The sequence below is a fragment of the Paraburkholderia rhynchosiae genome (genome assembly GCF_002879865.1).
Taxonomy (GTDB): domain Bacteria; phylum Pseudomonadota; class Gammaproteobacteria; order Burkholderiales; family Burkholderiaceae; genus Paraburkholderia; species Paraburkholderia rhynchosiae.
Window position 1 is genome coordinate 195,452 of sequence record NZ_PNXY01000006.1, and the last position, 18,124, is coordinate 213,575.

Annotated in this window: 10 protein-coding genes; 8 read left to right on the forward strand and 2 right to left on the reverse strand. The window is 57.9% G+C overall.

Features of this window, described 5'->3' with window-relative positions:
* Positions 1–329: 329 nt before the first annotated feature.
* On the reverse strand, positions 330–869 hold the full coding sequence (locus C0Z16_RS10945) for a hypothetical protein (RefSeq protein ID WP_146014301.1): 540 nt from the start codon (positions 867–869) through the stop codon (positions 330–332).
* Positions 870–1,236: 367 nt separating this feature from the next.
* On the opposite strand from C0Z16_RS10945, the gene C0Z16_RS10950 reads away from it, so the two are divergent.
* Both C0Z16_RS10950 and C0Z16_RS10955 read left to right on the forward strand, forming a co-directional pair.
* Complete coding sequence (locus C0Z16_RS10950) at positions 1,237–2,208, forward strand: AAA family ATPase (RefSeq protein WP_102632299.1); 972 nt, start codon at positions 1,237–1,239, stop codon at positions 2,206–2,208.
* 215 nt (positions 2,209–2,423) lie between these two features.
* A complete protein-coding gene (locus tag C0Z16_RS10955) occupies positions 2,424–4,808 on the forward strand; it encodes a S8 family peptidase (protein ID WP_244201211.1) in 2,385 nt (794 codons plus the stop codon).
* A gap of 9 nt (positions 4,809–4,817) precedes the next feature.
* On the opposite strand, the gene C0Z16_RS10960 is transcribed toward C0Z16_RS10955, so the two are convergent.
* Complete coding sequence (locus C0Z16_RS10960) at positions 4,818–5,420, reverse strand: recombinase family protein (RefSeq protein ID WP_102632164.1); 603 nt, start codon at positions 5,418–5,420, stop codon at positions 4,818–4,820.
* A gap of 412 nt (positions 5,421–5,832) precedes the next feature.
* Here C0Z16_RS10960 and C0Z16_RS10965 point away from each other — a divergent pair, with 412 nt between their 5' ends.
* The 6 genes from C0Z16_RS10965 (at position 5,833) to C0Z16_RS10990 (ending at position 18,123) form a co-directional block, all read left to right on the forward strand.
* The gene (locus C0Z16_RS10965) at positions 5,833–6,726 is read left to right on the forward strand and encodes a helix-turn-helix transcriptional regulator (protein WP_102632165.1); all 894 of its coding nucleotides are present in this window, start codon (positions 5,833–5,835) and stop codon (positions 6,724–6,726) included.
* A gap of 23 nt (positions 6,727–6,749) precedes the next feature.
* Positions 6,750–10,277 carry a helicase-related protein gene (locus tag C0Z16_RS10970; RefSeq protein WP_102632166.1) on the forward strand — a complete coding sequence of 1,176 codons (3,528 nt, stop codon included), beginning with the start codon at positions 6,750–6,752 and terminating at the stop codon, positions 10,275–10,277.
* On the forward strand, positions 10,274–11,326 hold the full coding sequence (locus tag C0Z16_RS10975) for a hypothetical protein (RefSeq protein WP_102632167.1): 1,053 nt from the start codon (positions 10,274–10,276) through the stop codon (positions 11,324–11,326). The genes C0Z16_RS10970 and C0Z16_RS10975 overlap by 4 nt, the downstream gene beginning before the upstream one ends.
* The gene (locus C0Z16_RS10980; RefSeq protein WP_102632168.1) at positions 11,327–14,227 is read left to right on the forward strand and encodes a DUF1156 domain-containing protein; all 2,901 of its coding nucleotides are present in this window, start codon (positions 11,327–11,329) and stop codon (positions 14,225–14,227) included.
* Positions 14,228–14,242: 15 nt separating this feature from the next.
* A complete protein-coding gene (locus tag C0Z16_RS10985; protein ID WP_102632169.1) occupies positions 14,243–17,074 on the forward strand; it encodes an ATP-binding protein in 2,832 nt (943 codons plus the stop codon).
* 755 nt (positions 17,075–17,829) lie between these two features.
* On the forward strand, positions 17,830–18,123 hold the full coding sequence (locus tag C0Z16_RS10990; RefSeq protein ID WP_102632300.1) for a hypothetical protein: 294 nt from the start codon (positions 17,830–17,832) through the stop codon (positions 18,121–18,123).
* The last annotated feature ends 1 nt before the right edge of the window (position 18,124 follow it).

An 18,124-nucleotide genomic window follows, 5' to 3' on the forward strand; every position in this document is an offset into this window, starting at 1 on the left:
GGTGGCTGCGCGATCTCCGCCACATGATGGGATCGCGGCAGGCTGGGACCGGCGCGAGTCTGTCGGTAGTCGGCCGACCGCTGAATCCCAAGTCGACGCAGACTAGCGCAATCTATGTACGTCTCTTGATAGAGCCTTCTCGTAGCTCGATGGAGACGGCCGCCACTGCGATGTTACAGTTGGCTGGTTTGGCTACGGCCGATGACGCGAAGCTGGAGAGCAGGCGATTGCAGGGGAAGCACTTCGAGCGATTTCCGCCTGCCTCGAAGTCATGTCCGATATAAAAACAGCCCGTCAAGCATGTCTGACGGGCTGGCACTTCGGGCGGGTTAGCCTTCGGCAGCGTCTGCCTCGGGCGGCGGTTCGTCCCCGCCCAACCAGTAATCTTCGTCTCCCCAGGGGCCTTCAAGTTCCAATTCGGCAGCGACGCTCTCGATCAGATCGAAAGGAAACCGGTGGTCGAATTCCTCTTGCAGCAAGTTGTTGATATCCTCGCTCGGAAGCGAGAAACCATTCTCGGACTCGTTGTCATAGAAGGCGAATTCGATGAGCGGTGTGTAGTTCGCCCGAACCCATTCTTCCATTTCGACTTTCGCGGCCGCCAGAAAGCGCGGCGAAGCGAAAAGAATCGCTTGAACTTCCGGGTGTGCCTCGACTCGCTCCTTAAACAGGGCAAACTGGTGCTGCGCCATAGCTGCTACATTTTTATGCATCACCGACCAGTTGGGATAGCCGAACTCCTTCGCAATCTCATCCTGATACACGGACAACGGCTGTTCAGGACCCTGCGTCTTGAGGCGCTTCGCAACGCGTTTAAGGAGCTCAACAGATTCCGCACGATCGTGCGGTAAACCCGAATTAATAGACATGGCTTAACCTTAAACGAGCACACGCGTGACAGGACAGCCCGCAATCCCGAGGTGCTCGGAAAAGTTAAACACAAGTAAGACGTTTGATTTTGAGGAGATGCCATGGGCTTCGCCAATGCGGGCTGGCTGGCGCTCTCGCACGCCAGCTTCCACACTACCTAAAAAGGGGGCAGATTGTCAATACATACCCCTCAGACGTGGTTCTGGTCGAGCCCCACGCCACCCTCTCCAGTCCGCACCGACCGAACCGACGACCACATCAACATTGTTGATTGAGTGGAAACAGGGTGGTGATGCCAAACGACTGCACGTAGTGGCGGGGCCACTCCTGTATACTCAGCGCAGCATCCACCTTACACATATGGTCATGGCCCGGGCCGATCTTCTCGTTAATCTTGTCCGCGCAGGCACTCAGGGCGATCAAAAACTTTTCCGCTCGACGGTCGAGGCGCTCGCTGCCGACGAGCGCGCCAAACGCCACACGCAGCTTGCGGAAAAGTTGGAAGAGAATTTGCGAGCCGCAGTGACTCCGCAGCGTGCGGCGGAGGTAGTTCGCAGCTTTGATGGTGGTCACGGCGGCCTGTTGTACGAAATCGAACCACGTCGCCCGCTCGAGGCAATGCTCCTGCCCGAGGATGTTGATCAGGCCGCGCGCGAGTTGATCGAAGAGCAGCACCGTCGCGATCTACTGCGCTCTTACGGACTGGAGCCGCGACACCGCGTGCTTCTTTCCGGCCCGCCGGGGAATGGAAAGACTACTCTCGCCGAAGCTATCGCATACGAGCTGATGGTCCCGCTCTTTGTCGTTCGTTATGAGGCCGTGGTGGGGAGTTTTTTAGGGGAAACGAGCGGTCGCCTCAAACGGCTTTTCGACTTCACAAGAACCCACAATTGCGTGCTGTTTTTTGATGAGTTCGATACGCTAGGAAAGGAGCGCGGAGACACGCACGAAACCGGCGAGATCAAGCGCGTAGTCAGCTCCTTGCTGCTGCAAATCGACGCCCTACCGAGCCATGTAGTTGTCGTCACTGCGACGAACCATGCCGAGCTACTAGATCGTGCGGTATGGCGTCGCTTCCAGTTGCGCTTGGAGTTGCCCATACCAACGCACGCCCAGCGCACTGCATGGTTCGAAAAATTTCAAGAGCGAATCGGTACATCGTTAGGCGTGTCGCCTAAAACGCTCGCCACGCGCCTGAAAGCGAACAGTTTTTCAGAATTGGAGCAGTTTTGCCAAGACGTTCATAGGCGTTACGTGCTTTCTTTACCATCTGGTAATATCAAGGACATTGTGGCGACGCGAATCGAGCAATGGGCGCATCGCCTTTCTGGCGAGTAGCCTAAAGCTATCAAAAACAACGCGACCACATGAGTACGGGACCGCTTCCGTTACTTCTCTTTCCAAATCCAGCTCCGATTCGGCGAGAACCAGGATCATCGGTTCCGCCCACTCTGCATGTGCCCGGCGGCCCGCGTCAAGGGCAACGACTGGCACCGAAGTTTCAGTTGCTACAGGAGGCGTTTGCGGCCCGCCGATTGGAACTGCAGGCTGCGGTGTTGAACGATGACCCGGATTTAGTCGTCGTGTTCGAAACCGTCGGCAGCATCAACGATTTTATTTCAACGGCTCAACGTATTACCGGCATGGAATGGCTGACCGGCATGCTGGACGTTGAGTTCGCCCCGGACGAGGACTTCTACCATACGGACGACCACGATCGATCAATCAAGGGAAAGCTGTTCTTGGTTGGTATGAACCGTCAGGCGCTTGATGAGCTGGTACGGCTATGGACTCGCTACCAGGAAGATCGTTCTGCAAACCTCGGGGCCGGCCTTAGTGCTTGGAAGCAGCTGTTCGCACACCTCCGAGACGTGCGTTTCTGGGGGCCAGCGGACCGGCTGGACGCGAGCCTCCGACATATCTGGGAGGAGCGGCTTGCACACGACGCTCAGACCATTCGCTTTGAGGTGGAAGTTTGGTGTTTTCAGTCCGCCGCCAAAAATGCGCAGGCCGCAGAGGAGGTTCGCGCCGTCGTTCGGGAAATGAACGGGGCGATATTGAGCGCGCGACTGATTTCGGAAATCGCCTATCACGGTTTCTTAGTGGAAATGCCCGCGGCAAGCGTACAGCTGTTGCTGAACGATACGCGTTCGCCTCTCCTGATGTCGGAGTGCGTGATGTTTTTGCGCCCTCAAGGCCAAAGCTACTCCGTCGGTATTGACGTCGACACGCGCGTCCCCGATACCCGCCTGCCAGCCACTCAAACCTTTGGGACACCTATAGTCGCCTTGCTCGACGGACTCCCGATGGAAAATCATCCGCGATTACAGGGGCGGGTGCAGATCGAAGACCCGGATGGTTGGGCTGCGGATTACTCCGTGAATGAGCGGTTGCACGGAACGGCAATGGCTTCCCTTATTGCATGGGGCGATCTCGATTCTAGTTCCATTGCGCTGCCAAATCCGATTTACGTGCGGCCAATTTTGCGCCCAGATGGAGCCGCGCATCCGAACGGCGAACTGAGGGAAGAGCGTACTCCGGGCGACCGGCTATTGATTGACGTTGTTCATGAAGCGGTGCGGCGCATGTTTGAACGCTCGCCGACCGCTGCCCCTTCCGCTCCGACCGTCAAGGTGATTAACCTGTCTGTTGGAGATGGTACGCGCCCCTTCAACGGTGCGCTATCGCCCTGGGCGCGGCTCATAGATTGGTTGGCATATCGCTACCGGGTGCTTTTCGTCGTCAGCACAGGAAATCGAGCAGACGATCTCGTACTCGACGTACCCCGAGGGACACTCTCGGATGCTACGCCCGCAGCGCGCGAATCGGCCGCGATGAACGCTTTGCTCAGAGCCGATGGTCATCGCAGGCTGATTTCGCCAGCCGAGTCGGTTAACGCGTTAACGGTAGGCGCAAGCTATAGTGACGACGCAAATTTCGCAGGGATTCCCACTCGCTATACGTTGTTCCCGCAGCAAGGTGTCGCGCCGTATTCTTCGATCGGACCGGGGTATCGACGGTCTGTAAAACCTGACATCTTGCTGCCCGGTGGCCGCGGATTGTATGGCGAGCGCCCGATGTCTTTGCCCAACGAGACTGAAGTCACGGGTTACTGGCGGACTCCGAGGGCTCCGGGGCAACGTACGGCTCTGCCAGGAGAGGCGGGAGATACCGCTTATACGAGGGGTACCAGTAACGCGGCTGCGTTGGGTACGAGGGGGGCCGCTCTCGCACATTCGATTATTGAGCAGTTACGTGCAGCTGACGCAACTTCCCTGCCGTCGCGCTTCGACGCTGTTTTGATCAAGGCTCTTCTTGCGCACGGGGCTCGCTGGCATGATCTCGGGAATCCGATACTTAGAGCCCGGCCGGATGTTGACCATTGGCACTCGCAGAGGCGCTTGATAAGCCGCTACATCGGTTACGGCACGGCGGATATTGTCCGCGCGCTGACATGCACCGAACAGCGCGCGACCCTCCTCGGGGTGGGCCAACTGCGCAACGAAAAAGCGTTGGAGTTTCGCGTTCCGCTTCCGGAAGCACTCAACGCGCGCGTGGTAATGAGACGGCTGACCGTGACCCTCGCATGGCTGTCCCCGGTGAATCCACGTCATTCCCACTACCGAACGGCCCGACTATGGGTCGACCTACCCGACGATCCGCTGAGACTCGAGCGACTCGACATAGAGGCTCGACAAGCCCGGCTGGGAACACTTCAACATGAGATATTTGAAGGTGGGGGCGCGGTCCCGATTGTTGCCGATCAGGACATGGTACTGCGGGTAAACTGTTTGGCCGACGCCGGGCCACTGACCGAGCCCGTAGACTTTGCGCTCTGCGTCTCGTTGGAAGTCGCAGAAGGTATCGATGTTCCTGTCTATCAACAAATTCGTGAGCGAGTTCAACAACGAATTGCTGTTGCTTCTGCGGCGGAGTAACTCCCCTCGTTATGCGTCTTTCGTGCTTTCGGAGCAGGCTCTCTTGACTGTAGCCGTTCCAACGCCGAATTTTTCGGCGGTCTCCCGAATGCTCGCACCGTGCTCCGCTCGCCAGGCCTTGATCGCTGTGTAGTCGTGTGAGCGCGTGCGCCCCTTGTACTTCCCTTCGGCTTTCGCGATTGCCACACCGCGCCGCTGCATCTCGGCGCGGTTTAGATAGTCCGCTTCTCCCTGCGCGGCCATAAATGCCAGAATCGCGTCGCGCGTGGCTTTCGCGATCGGGTCTTTGGCTTTTCCGTCGAAGGTCATCCCGTTGAGCGTGCATTCAACGCGCACACCCAGTTCCAATAACCGGCGCATGGTCGCGTGCAGCTCGTCATAGCGACGGCTGATGCGGTCGAGCCAGCGCACGATGAGAACGCCGCCGTGCCGCAGATCGTGTTCGGCTTTGCGCCACTGCTCACGGGCATCGGGGGCCACGTGGTAGCCGCTTACGCCCTCGTCAATAAAAACGTCGCTATCCTGCACGCCGTGGGCACGCGCATCCTCGTACTGACTCGCGGCTGACTGGCCGTCCGTGGTAGAAATCCGCCCGTAATAGAGTTTGCGCATGATTTTGTGTGGATCATTTGAATTTGTGGATCGATTTTACCACCGATCAGATAAACGGTTGATCCTGTTGATCCACCCTCAGACGACCCGGCGCGTGGCCCGTTACGGTGTACCCATGTGATCCATCCTGACACGAGGGCAACGATCGAACCCCGTGATCGAGCGACACCATGAGCATGTTTTCGGACCGTCGCCGCTAGACGCGGCTTGGGGCATCGCCCAACCCGCCATCTGCGCAGTCGGGTTGGCGTGAAGTAACCGTCCCGATCGAGAGGCTGAGTTCGTCTCGACCCATGGCAGGTCATCATCATTTTGCGCTTGGATTGAGTTGCATTAAGCAACGGTTGACTCTGCTTCTTGAGCTGCATACACTCCGCGACACCATGCAGATAGATATTCAAAGCCAAAGCAAGTGTCCAGCCGCCAACTTTCACAGCTGACTCAAGCACAACGCGACCGTCTCGCCTTCATCGAGATGCGCCTGCGCTTCATCGGGGAGATTAGTCGCCAGGACCTGGTGACGCGCTTTGGCATCCAGGCTGCCGCTGCGACGCGCGATTTGGGTACGTACAAAGAGATTGGCCCGCGAAACCTCGACTACGATACCAAGGGCAAGGTGTATGTCCGTGGCGAGTGGTTCCGCCCAGTGTTTGACTTCCCTGCCCAAAGGGTGCTCACGTGGTTGTCGCAGGGCTTCGGAGACAGCGAACCTTTGCGGCTTCGCTCATTGGTCGCCTGTGAGCAATCGACCCTGTCGGCGAAGCTCGATCTCGAGATGTTGTCCGTGCTGACGCGCGCCATCCACAAGAAGGCAGCAGTCGAAATCTCATACCGCGCGTTATCTAGCGGATTGACAACCCGGGAGATCGTTCCCTTCGCGCTGGCTGACAACGGCCAGCGCTGGCACGTCCGGGGCTACGACCGCCGCAGCGGCGACTTTCGTGATTTCGCACTGCCCCGGATTGCGGACGCAAGGCTGCTCGCCAGTGCCGTGGAGGAGTGCGAGGCTGCCGATCAGGACATTCAATGGAACCGGGTCGCGGAAATCGAGTTGGTTCCTCACCCGGCCAACGTACAACATCCCGATACCATTGAAGCCGAATACGGGATGGACAGCGGCGTGTTGCGGATGCGCGTGCGCGCTGCAATGGCTGGGTACCTAATGCGTCACTGGAATGTGGACTGCACGGAAGACCATAGCCTCAAGGGCGCAGAGTTCCACCTCTGGTTGCGGAATCGGCAAGCGCTCTACGGCGTAACCAATCTCGTGCTCGCTCCGGGATACGAGCCTCAGGAAAAGGCCTAAGCGCTTGGCGCGGAGAGGTTTACATGCTCAAACTTGAAGAAATCAAGAACAACGCAGTCATCTCAGGCATTGAACCCGGGCATGTGGTGAGAATTGTCACAACGGAGCCCGTTGGCGACAATGCACTCACGGTCTATTACAAGACCTCGGACGGTAAGCTGATGGAGCGGATGCTGTTCCGTACCGACGAGGCGAATTTGTCGCTGGCCGAGGCAGGCCGTCCGTGGGCGTTTGATGCCCCAGGCGAAGAATTCAAACTCGCGGCCGAAGCCTACCGGATCAGTCTGGCTCACCTGTTTGATCCGATGATGGCCGTCCACACGTCCAACGTCGAGCCGCTTCCGCACCAGATCACGGCGGTGTACGAGTCGATGCTGCCACGTCAACCGCTGCGATATGTGTTGGCCGACGACCCGGGGGCAGGCAAGACCATTATGGCAGGGTTATTCATTCGCGAGCTGCTTATGCGGGCCGACGCTAAGCGTGTGCTGATCGTTGCACCCGGCAGTCTGGTCGAGCAGTGGCAAGACGAAATGTTCGAGAAATTCGGCCTGTCCTTCACGCTGTTTTCGCGCGATCAGGTCGAGCAGTCGCGCAGCGGCAACCCTTTCGACGACATCGACCTTATGGTTGCCCGGGTCGATCAGTTGTCCCGCAACGAAGACCTCCAAGAAAAACTGCGCCTCTCGCGCTGGGACCTGATCGTCGTAGATGAAGCGCACAAGCTCTCGGCTAGTTACTTCGGCAACAAGGTCAACAAGACAAGGCGCTTCCAGCTTGGTGAATTGCTGGGTTCGACTACCCGCCACTTCCTGCTGATGACCGCTACCCCACACAACGGCAAGGAGGAGGATTTCCAGCTGTTCATGTCCTTGCTGGACTCCGACCGCTTCTACGGCAAGTTTCGCGATGGCGCGCACAAGGTCGATGTCTCCGATCTGATGCGCCGGATGGTCAAGGAAGACATGCTGCGCTTCGACGGCACGCGTCTTTTTCCGGAGCGCCGTGCCTACACGCTCAATTACAAACTGTCTGATCTTGAGGGCGCCCTGTACGCCGCCGTCACCGAGTACGTGAAGGAGGAAATGAACCGCGCGGATCAACTCCAGGACGGAGCACGCAAGGGCACGGTGGGTTTCGCGCTGACTACGTTACAGCGCCGTCTGGCCTCCAGCCCGGAAGCCATTTATCAGTCACTCAAGCGTCGTCGTCACAAACTCAAACGCCGCGTCGAAGAGGAAAAACTGCGCCAGCGCGGCCAGTCTCTGGCCGAGACCCTAAGCCCTAACAGCTCGAACAACATCCCTGAAGACATTTGGGAGTCGGCCGACGTGCTCTCGCCGGAAGACTACGAGAATTTCGAAGAGTCCGTGGTTGATCAGGCCACCGCAGCACAGACGATCCAGGAGCTCGAGGCTGAAATTATCAGTCTCGAAGCCTTGGAGGAACAGGCGCGGCAGGTTGTCCACTCCGAGCAAGACCGCAAATGGGACGAACTGTCCAAACTGCTGCAGAACACACCCGAGATGCATGACGCCGATGGCCGTCAGCGCAAGCTCATCATCTTCACCGAGCACAGAGACACGCTGAATTACCTTGCCGTCAAAATCCGCGGCCTGATTGGCAACGACGAGTCCGTGGTCGTGATCCATGGCGGCGTCAAGCGTGAGGAGCGGCGCAAGGCGCAGGAGCTGTTCCGCAACGATCCCGCCGTCCGTGTGTTGCTGGCCACCGATGCGGCGGGCGAAGGTGTGAACCTCCAAAACGCAAACCTGATGGTCAACTACGACCTACCCTGGAATCCCAACCGCCTGGAGCAGCGCTTCGGCCGGATTCATCGCATTGGCCAGACAGAGGTATGCCATTTGTGGAATATGGTGGCCTCCGAGACCCGCGAGGGTGACGTGTTTCAGCGCCTGTTCGAAAAGCTGGAAGTGGAACGTGATGCGCTGGGTGGACGCGTGTTCGATATCCTGGGCGAGGTGTTCGAAGAGAGGAGCCTGAAGGACTTACTGATCGAAGCCATCCGCTATGGTGCAGACCCAGAGGTCCGTGCCCGGCTCTTGCACCGAGTGGAGGGCGCGCTTGACACTCAACACCTCGAAACCATTATCAAGCGCAATGCTCTATGCGAAGAGGTGATGGACGAGCGCCGCCTGTTCGCCGTCAAGGAAGAAATGGAAAAGGCCGAAGCCCGCAAGCTTCAACCGTACTTCATGCGATCCTTCTTCAATCAAGCATTCCAGCAACTTGGTGGCGATCTGCGCCCCCGCGAACAGGGCCGCTACGAGATTACCCACGTTCCGGCCAATATCCGCGAGCGTGACCGCCAGATCACAGGACGCGATCGCCGCAATGCAGACCCTGTCCTGCGCCGCTACGAGCGTGTTTGCTTCGAGAAGCAGTACGTGCGTCTCACTGACCGCATTGGTGCCCCGATGGCCAGTCTGATGCATCCGGGCCATCCGCTGATGCAGTCGGTCACTGACCTCGTGATGGAGCAGCACCGAAGCAAGCTTAAACAGGGCGCGGTTCTGGTCGACCTCGGCGACATGGGCATCACACCCAAGGTGATGTTGATCATCGACCATTCAGTGAAGGAAGGTGCCGACTCGACCCATGTCGTCTCCCGCCGAATGCAATTTGTCGAGATCGACCCGCAGGGCTGCGCTATCAATGCAGGCTGGGCTCCTCATCTTGATCTGGAACCAATCGGGAAGCCCGACGCGGCCTTGATCGAGGACGTTCTGGACGCGCCGTGGATCACGCAGAACCTTGAGCAGGTTGCTCTGGCCCACGCCTCTATGCACCTTGTTCCGGAACACTTCGATGAGGTACGCAGTCGGCGTGAAAAAAACGTGGACAAGACGCTTGCCGCTGTTCATGAACGTCTGGTCAAGGAGATTAACTACTGGTCGGACCGCTACATAAAGTTAAAGGAGGACATTGCGGCGGGCAAGGACGTCCGTCTCACGCTGGAAAACGTTCGCCGCACGATTGACGACCTGACCGCGCGCCGCGAGTCACGCGAGAAAGAACTGCTGGCGATGCGCCACGTCATCTCGGCCACGCCGGTAGTGGTCGGCGGTGCGCTGGTGATTCCGGCTGGTCTGCTGGCACAGCGCAAGGGCGCGCCGGGCTGGACTGCCAACGCGGACGCGCGGGCGCGCGTGGAGTGGGTAGCGATGAAGGCGGTGATGGACGCCGAGCGCGCTCTTGGCCATGAAGTCATCGATGTCTCTGCGCAGAAATGCGGATGGGACGTGACCAGTCAGCCGAAAGCGCTGGACGGAAAGATTCCGCCGTCGCGCCATATCGAGGTCAAAGGCCGCGCCAAGGGCAACAGAACAGTCACCGTCACCCGCAACGAAATCCTTTACGGACTGAACCAGCAGGACAAGTTCATTCTAGCCCTTGTTTTGGTCGACGGCGATCAGCACGAGGGGCCGTTCTACGTGACCAAGCCTTTTACCCAAGAGCCGGATTGGGCCGTCACCAGCATCAATCTTGATCTCGACCAGTTGCTTGCAAGGGCGGAGCGTGCACTATGAATCAACAGGACATCTTCGACTCGCTGGCCCGAAATGCGTTCGATTTTCTGGAACGCGGAATCGAAGAGTTCGACAAGGCGCCCAAGTACTCTGTAATCCATTTCTGCGCTGCGGTGGAGATGCTGCTTAAGGCTCGGCTGATGAGGGAGCACTGGTCGCTGATCGTCTCCAAGCCCGAACAAGCCAACCTCGCCAAGTTCATGGCTGGGGACTTTGCCTCGGTCACTATGGATGAGGCCCGAGCGCGCATTCGTGATATCGCGGGCGAGGACATCGCGGACGATGCGTTCAATAGCTTTCGAACCCTAGCGAATCATCGCAACAAGATGATCCATTTCTTCCACGCCGACGTCGACGGCGACGGCCAAGCCAAAGCGCAGATCGTTGCCGAGCACTGCCGCTCTTGGTTTCACCTCCACAGACTGTTGAATCGGTGGGACGCCTACTTTCATGGCTTCAGTGCGGAAATCACACGAGCTGACCGCTCGATGAAGGGGCATCGAAAGTACCTGAGCACGAAATTCAAGGCCCTCAAGCCCGAGTTGGACGCAGCGCGTAGCGCTGGCAGCAAGCCGAAAGCCTGCAGCGCTTGCGGTTTCAAGGCGGCGATACCCGATGCCTTCGACGACCAGATTGCATCGCTACTCTGTTTGGTGTGCGATCACACCGAGACCCAAGTCGAGATCGATTGCCCGCACTGCAATCAACCTGTCGTCATCGCGAACGAAGGCTACGCGGTGTGTGAGCACTGTGGTGGCGCAATCGAACCCGAACACTTGGCGGATACTTTGACCGATCACGCTGCGGTGCACATCGGTATCGCAGACGGGGACGACCGCTGGGAACCTGCCAACTGCGGAACCTGCGATGGATACCACACCGTCGTCAGACGCGGCGACATCTACTTTTGCGTCAACTGCTTCGATACGAGCGATCACGTCGAGCAGTGCGAGTGGTGCAACGAGCCGAACACCGGCGATATGGAACACAGTTACTCGACAGGCTGCAGCCATTGTGATGGCAAGGTGGGCTGGGAGAAGGACGATTAAATGAACATCAAAACACCAAAAAAGCTGATTGAAGTTGCACTACCTCTTGATGCCATCAATACCGCCGCGGCCCGGGAAAAGTCGATCCGCCACGGCCATCCTTCGACTCTGCATCTGTGGTGGGCGCGCCGTCCATTGGCAGCGGCGCGGGCGGTCATCTTTGCGCAGATGGTCAATGACCCGGGCTACCAGCAAGGTAGCGGTTTCCGGTACGGTGTGAATAAGGAAAAGGCCGCCATCGAGCGCGAACGGCTGTTCAAGATCATCGAAGACCTCGTGCAATGGGAGAACACCAACAACGAGGAGGTGCTCGCGCGTGCGCGGGCGGAAATTCGGCGCAGTTGGCGCGAAACCTGCGAGCTCAACAAGGGACACCCGCAAGCAGCTGAACTATTCGACCCTGAAAGGCTGCCTGCATCCCACGATCCGTTTGCCGGGGGAGGCGCGATTCCTCTTGAGGCACAGCGCTTGGGGCTGGAAAGCTACGCCTCAGACCTCAACCCCGTGGCGGTGACGATCAACAAGGCCATGATCGAGATTCCGCCGAAGTTCGCGGGACGACCACCAGTCGGGCCGATTCCTTCTGATCAAAAACAACAGGAACTCCACCAGGATTGGTCAGCAACCAGGGGGCTTGCTGAAGACATTCGGCGCTACGGCGCATGGATGCGAGCCGAAGCGGCGAAACGCATTGGGCATCTCTATCCGAAAGTAAGGATAACAGAGGAGATGGCCGCCGAACGACCCGATCTGAAAGAGTTGGTTGATCGGGAGCTTACCGTAATCGCATGGTTGTGGACACGGACTATTAAGTGTGCGAACCCGGCATGTGGCGAAACAATGCCTCTACTATCTTCTTTCGTGCTCTCGTCAAAAGAAGGGGCTGAAGCTTACTTGGTACCAAGCGTACAGCGCCAGGGGCAGCTCAACCTTGACGTTTCGCGGACGTTTCCGACTGAACTTGGGGACCCGGCTAAAGGTTTCAAGCGCGGAATGTCTGGAATATTTGAATGCGCACACTGCAAGACTGTCACAACGCGCAATTACACGGCCGAGCAGAGTCTGGAAGTCGGTCTGGGGTCGATGCCTACCGCCCTTGTTTGTGAAGGCAAGAATGGCCGAATCTACCTTCCAGCTCGTTATTCGAATGGAGTCCAAGCGATCCCGGATGTTGATCTCGCAGGACTTGATATCAAACTCGCTGAGAATCCGCGCGATGTATGGTGTAGGAATTTCGGGCTGCTGACACCTTCGCAACTTTTCACGCCTCGCCAGCTCTATGCCCTTGTTACCTTCTCGAGTCTAGTGGACGAAGCAATTGCGAAATGTAGAGGAGACGCTCGTGATGCAGGTGTTCCTGGCGATGAAAGTGGACTCGAGGCGGGAGGTTCGGGTGCTAACGCATACGCGGAGGCAGTCGGGGTTTATCTTGCATTGGCAGTTGGCAAGTTCGCCGATAACGCGTCGTCGTTGTGCTCGTGGCACTCGGGTGCAGCACACCAAAAAATCCGCGCTACATTCGGCCGACAAGCTCTTCCAATGACATGGGATTACGCTGAAGGCAATCCTCTTTCTGATTCAACAGGCAATTTCTTCCGGCAGATCGAGCTGATCCAAACCGTTTGCGAAAAATCTCTTGGAAATGCAAGTGCAGAAGGGATTGCGATACAGGCAGATGCCCAGAGCCAAGCAATTAGCAGTGGCAAGGTGATCTCAACTGATCCGCCGTACTATGACAATATCGGATATGCCGATCTTTCGGACTATTTCTACGTCTGGCTCCGCCGAAGCCTAAGGCCGGTATTCCCTGCTCTCTATGCAACGCTTGCAGCCCCGAAAGGGGAAGAACTGATAGCCGCTCCGTATCGCCATGGCGGCAAAGAGCAAGCCGAGGCATTCTTCTTAGAGGGGATGACCCGTGCGATGCACAACTTGGCTGAACAAGCGCATCCAGCCTTCCCAGTCACGATCTACTATGCCTTCAAGCAGAGCGAGACCAAAGGTGATGCCGGTACTTCAAGCACGGGCTGGGAAACCTTCCTCGAAGCGGTAATCAAGGCCGGTTTTGGGCTTACAGGCACATGGCCGATCCGGACCGAACTTGGAAATCGGATGGTCGGCGCTGGAACTAACGCTCTCGCATCCAGCATCGTTCTCGTCTGCCGAAAACGTGCATCAGATGCACCTACGGTAAGCCGGCGTGAATTCATCCGCGAGTTGAACTCGGTGCTACCTGAAGCGCTCGACGAGATGACCCGTGGAGGGGTGAACTCGCCGGTAGCGCCTGTGGATTTGTCGCAAGCCATCATTGGCCCGGGCATGGCGATCTTTAGTCAGTATGCCGCTGTGCTGGAGGCAGACGGAGCACCGATGCGCGTGAAGACCGCGCTGCAACTAATCAACCGCTTCTTGGGCGAAGACGATTTTGACCACGACACCCAGTTTTGTCTCCATTGGTTTGAGCAGCAAGGCTGGGCGATAGGCAAGTTCGGGGAGGCGGACGTGCTTGCCCGCGCGAAGGGGACCAGCGTTGGCGGACTGCAGGTCTCCGGTGTTGTGGAGTCAAGTAAGGGCCAGGTACGTCTGCTACGTTGGGCGGAATTGCCAAAAGATTGGTCGCCCGAGACCGACATCCGCACGCCCGAGTGGGAGGCTCTGCATCAAATGATTCGCGCGCTTAATCAGGATGGGGAGTTCGCCGCTGGCGCTCTCCTCGCTCGCATGCCCGCCCGCGCCGAATCGATTCGCGCGCTGGCTTACCGCCTCTACACCCTTTGCGAACGCAAGGGCTGGGCTGAAGATGCACGTGCCTATAACGAGCTCGTTGCAGCGTGGTCTGGCATCGAACAAGCATCGGCAGATGCGGGCATTGTTGGCTCGCAACCGCAACTGGACATTTGAACGGGGGAATATAAGATGAGTCTCAAACCGTGGCGTGAGATTGCCGTCCCGCATGAAGATGTCCTGAAGGGTACATTTCAGCAAGCCGAGTTCGCAGCCGACCTATCTCGAGTTCATGAGGGTTCGGCAACGGTCGAGTACCAGAATCCGACGCTGTTCTTCCAGCGCACTTTCATCACCGAAGGAATGCGCCTCCTGCTCGATTCGGTGGTCAAGCGCTTGTCTGGCAAGGGGGGCGACCCGGTGATTCAGCTGCAGACCGCTTTCGGCGGGGGCAAGACTCATACGATGCTGGCCGTCTATCACATAGCTAACGGTGAATCTCCGGCCAGTAATCTGCCCGGAATCCCCGCCATTCTTGATGCTGCGGGCGTCACGGAACTGCCACGCGCACGGATCGCTGTGCTGGACGGCATCAAGTCGTCGCCGAACCAACCTGTAATTCGCAATGGGCAACCCATTCGTACCCTGTGGGGCGATCTCGCATGGCAGTTGGGCAGCGCCGAAGGCTACTCCTTGGTCGCCGACGCCGATGCATCGGGCACATCACCGGGCAAGGCGGTGTTGGAAACGCTGCTCAGTCGGTACGCGCCCTGCGTAATCCTGATCGACGAGTTGGTGGCCTATGTACGCCAGTTCGAGGAGGGCAAGACGCTGACCGGCGGCAGCTTTGATTCGAATCTGAGCTTTGTGCAGGCGCTGACCGAAGCGTTGAAGGCTGTGCCTACGGCTGTACTGCTGGCCTCGTTGCCCGAATCTGACAAAGAAGCGGGCAGCCAGCGCGGCGTCAAAGCACTTGCCTCCCTGTCACATTATTTTGGTCGCATTCAGTCGCTATGGAAGCCAGTGGGCACAGATGAAGCATTTGAGATCGTCCGCCGCCGCCTATTCACGAGCATCAACGACAAGCTGGCAGCGGAATCCGTATGTCGGGCGTTCGCCGACTACTACACGGCGAATAGCGAAGACTTCCCGCGTGAGACGCAGGAGAGCCGCTACTTTGAGCGCTTGATGCATGCCTACCCGATCCACCCGGAGGTGTTTAACCGTCTTTACGAAGACTGGTCGTCGCTCGACAACTTCCAGCGCACCCGTGGCGTGCTGAAGTTGATGGCGAAGGTCATCCATCGGCTATGGAAGGACAACGACAAAGACCCGTTGATCATGCCGGGCAGTTTCCCACTGCAGGACGCCGACACGCGGAACGAGATGATCTACTACCTGCCACAGGGCTGGGACCCGGTCGTCGAGCGTGATGTTGATGGCGAGCGGGCCGAAACCACAGAGATCGAGAACCGCGACACACGCCTTGGTAGCGTGCAAGCCTGCCGCCGCTCAGCACGAGCGATCTTTCTGGGCAGCGCGCCAAGCACCGCCAACCAGATGGTGCGTGGCATTGAGCTGGAGCGCATCGCTCTGGGTGTCGCGCAGCCGGGACAGCAGGTTGGCATCTACAAGGATGCCCTGCGTCGTTTGGGCGACCGCCTTCACTATTTGAACAGTGGCAACAATCGCTTCTGGTTCGATACTCGACCAAACCTGCGCCGCGAGATGGAGGATCGCAAACGCCGCTTCCAAGACAAGGAGGACGTGTTCCCCGCCATCCGTGACCGTGTGCAAAAGACCTTTGCCAGCGGAGTTTTCGGCGGCATCCACATTTTCACGGCGAGCAGCGACGTCCCCGACGACTGGCAATTGCGCCTAGTGGTGCTGCCGCCCGACTCGGCGTTCAGCCGGAGCGGCCAAAGCCTTGCCATCGATCGCGCCGCCGAGATTCTGAAGACCCGCGGCGACCAGCCGCGCTTCAAACAGAACCGGTTGATCTTCCTAGCCGCCGACTACGATAGCGTGAGCCGACTGAAGGATCAGGTGCGTTCGACCCTTGCATGGCAGTCTATCGTGAGTGACATCAAGGAGATGAAGCTCAATCTCGATCAGTTCCAGTCGCGGCAGGCAAGCAAGAGCCTTGATGATGCCAACGAGGCCCTGCGTCGGATGATCCGTGAGACGTACAAGTGGATGGTCGCGCCAATGCAGGAAGCGCGTCCAGGCAAGGGGCTGTCCGACATCCAATGGGAGCATTTCCCGGTCAACTCGGGAGCCCAGAATCTGTCTCAGGAAATCGAGCGCGTGCTTAAGGAGAACGAACTCCTGATTACGCAATGGGCTCCCATTCACTTGGCCACTGTTCTCAAGAACTGGTTCTGGAAAGACGAAGTTAAGGAAGCCAATGCAATCAACGTGTGGCAACAGAGTTGCCAGCAGCTATACCTGCCGCGGCTGAAAGATGACACGGTATTTCAAGCGACGTTGGCGGCAGGCGCTGTTAGTCGAGATTTTTTCGGCTTTGCGTACGGCAAGGAAGGTGACAACTATCTTGGCTTCAGCTACGGCAAGAACACTTCGCTGATCATGGATTCCTCGCTGCAGCTGATCGAACCCATTACTGCGGCAGCATATCTGGAAGTTGAGCGAGCTACCGAGGAAGCCGCGCGAGCGAATCCGAGTGATGCGGCCACAGGTACCACTGAGCCCGGCCGCGGTGAGACACCGCGCGCCTTCGATTCGGCCAAGCCAACCTACCGACCTGGCGGAGACGCCGCTCCGCAGGTTGTCAAGAAGCAGTTCTACGGCAGCATTGAGCTTGACGCCATCCAAGCCAAGAAGCAGTTTGCCGATCTCGTCGATGAAGTAGTCCTGCAATTTACTTCCCGTCCCGGCGTGAAGGTCAAGATCGCTATCGAGATTCAGGCAGACGCGACCATCGGCTTTGACGATAGCTTGCAGCGTGCTGTGAAAGAGAACTGCAACGTGCTTCGGTTTAAGAGCGCGGAATTCGAGGAGTAGGCGCGGTGGCCGCATACAACATTGGGCTCGGCAGATTACAGTCGGCGAAGATATTCCGAATAATTGTGTGACCGTCTGGTCGCTCACCCCGCCGACGCCAAGTGTCAACTGCAAATCGGCGCCCGGCGGCGTCGCGCCACAAGTTTCGGAGTGCCAAGCGCCTGAAATAACCAATCCGCTTAAGAAATGAGCAAAATACACCGGTCCGGACCCCGCAACGCCACGGAAACGCCAATGTTGCGGTGCAACGTACATTACAAAACTTTCTGCTTGAGACGTGTGGCCCTGATGGCGACCGACGGGTCGGGGCCGTTTTATTCCCTGCCCGGATCGCAAGAACCCGTCAGCGGGCCGGAAAATGGGCAGGAAAGGGATTCCCGGTGTCGGGAGAGCGGGCGAAAGCCACTGATAAGGGCAAGCGGGTAGAAATTACCGATTTGTATTTCAATCTGCCCCTTTGTACAGTCCGGCCGGTCTGTGCTATATTTTTTCCACCATATCGGTGTTTTCGGGTGATTCTCGCCCATTTTCGGATCAGATTCCGCTCCAAGACGTCGGCCTCGCCCTTACCTGCGTGATTTTCTCCACGGCCTAAGTGCTACGCACCAACGCGCCTCGCAAATCGTACTCGCAGCATATTGACGTTCCTGAAACGCATAGCGGTAACCCCGCGTTTCGATTTTTGCCACCTGCTTAGCTTTCACCGGATATCCATCCGGGATGGTACTCGCCTCAATAATTTCGGATACCTGATCATGAATACGACAAATCCTGCACCACTGTTCTCTCTCGGACGAACGGTAGCAACGCCCGGCGCGCTCGACCTTCTGGATCGAACCAGTACCGATAGCTCTGGCCTCTTGAACCGGCATCAGTGGGGTGATTGGGGCATCGTCTGTCCCGCCGACGCGAAGTCGAACAATCGGGCGATTACTGACGGAACTCGCATTCTCAGCGCCTACGAACTGGGCGCGGGCAAGGAAAAAATCTGGGTCATTACAGAGTCGGATAGAAGCATCAGCACGATCCTCCTGCCAAGCGAGTACTGAC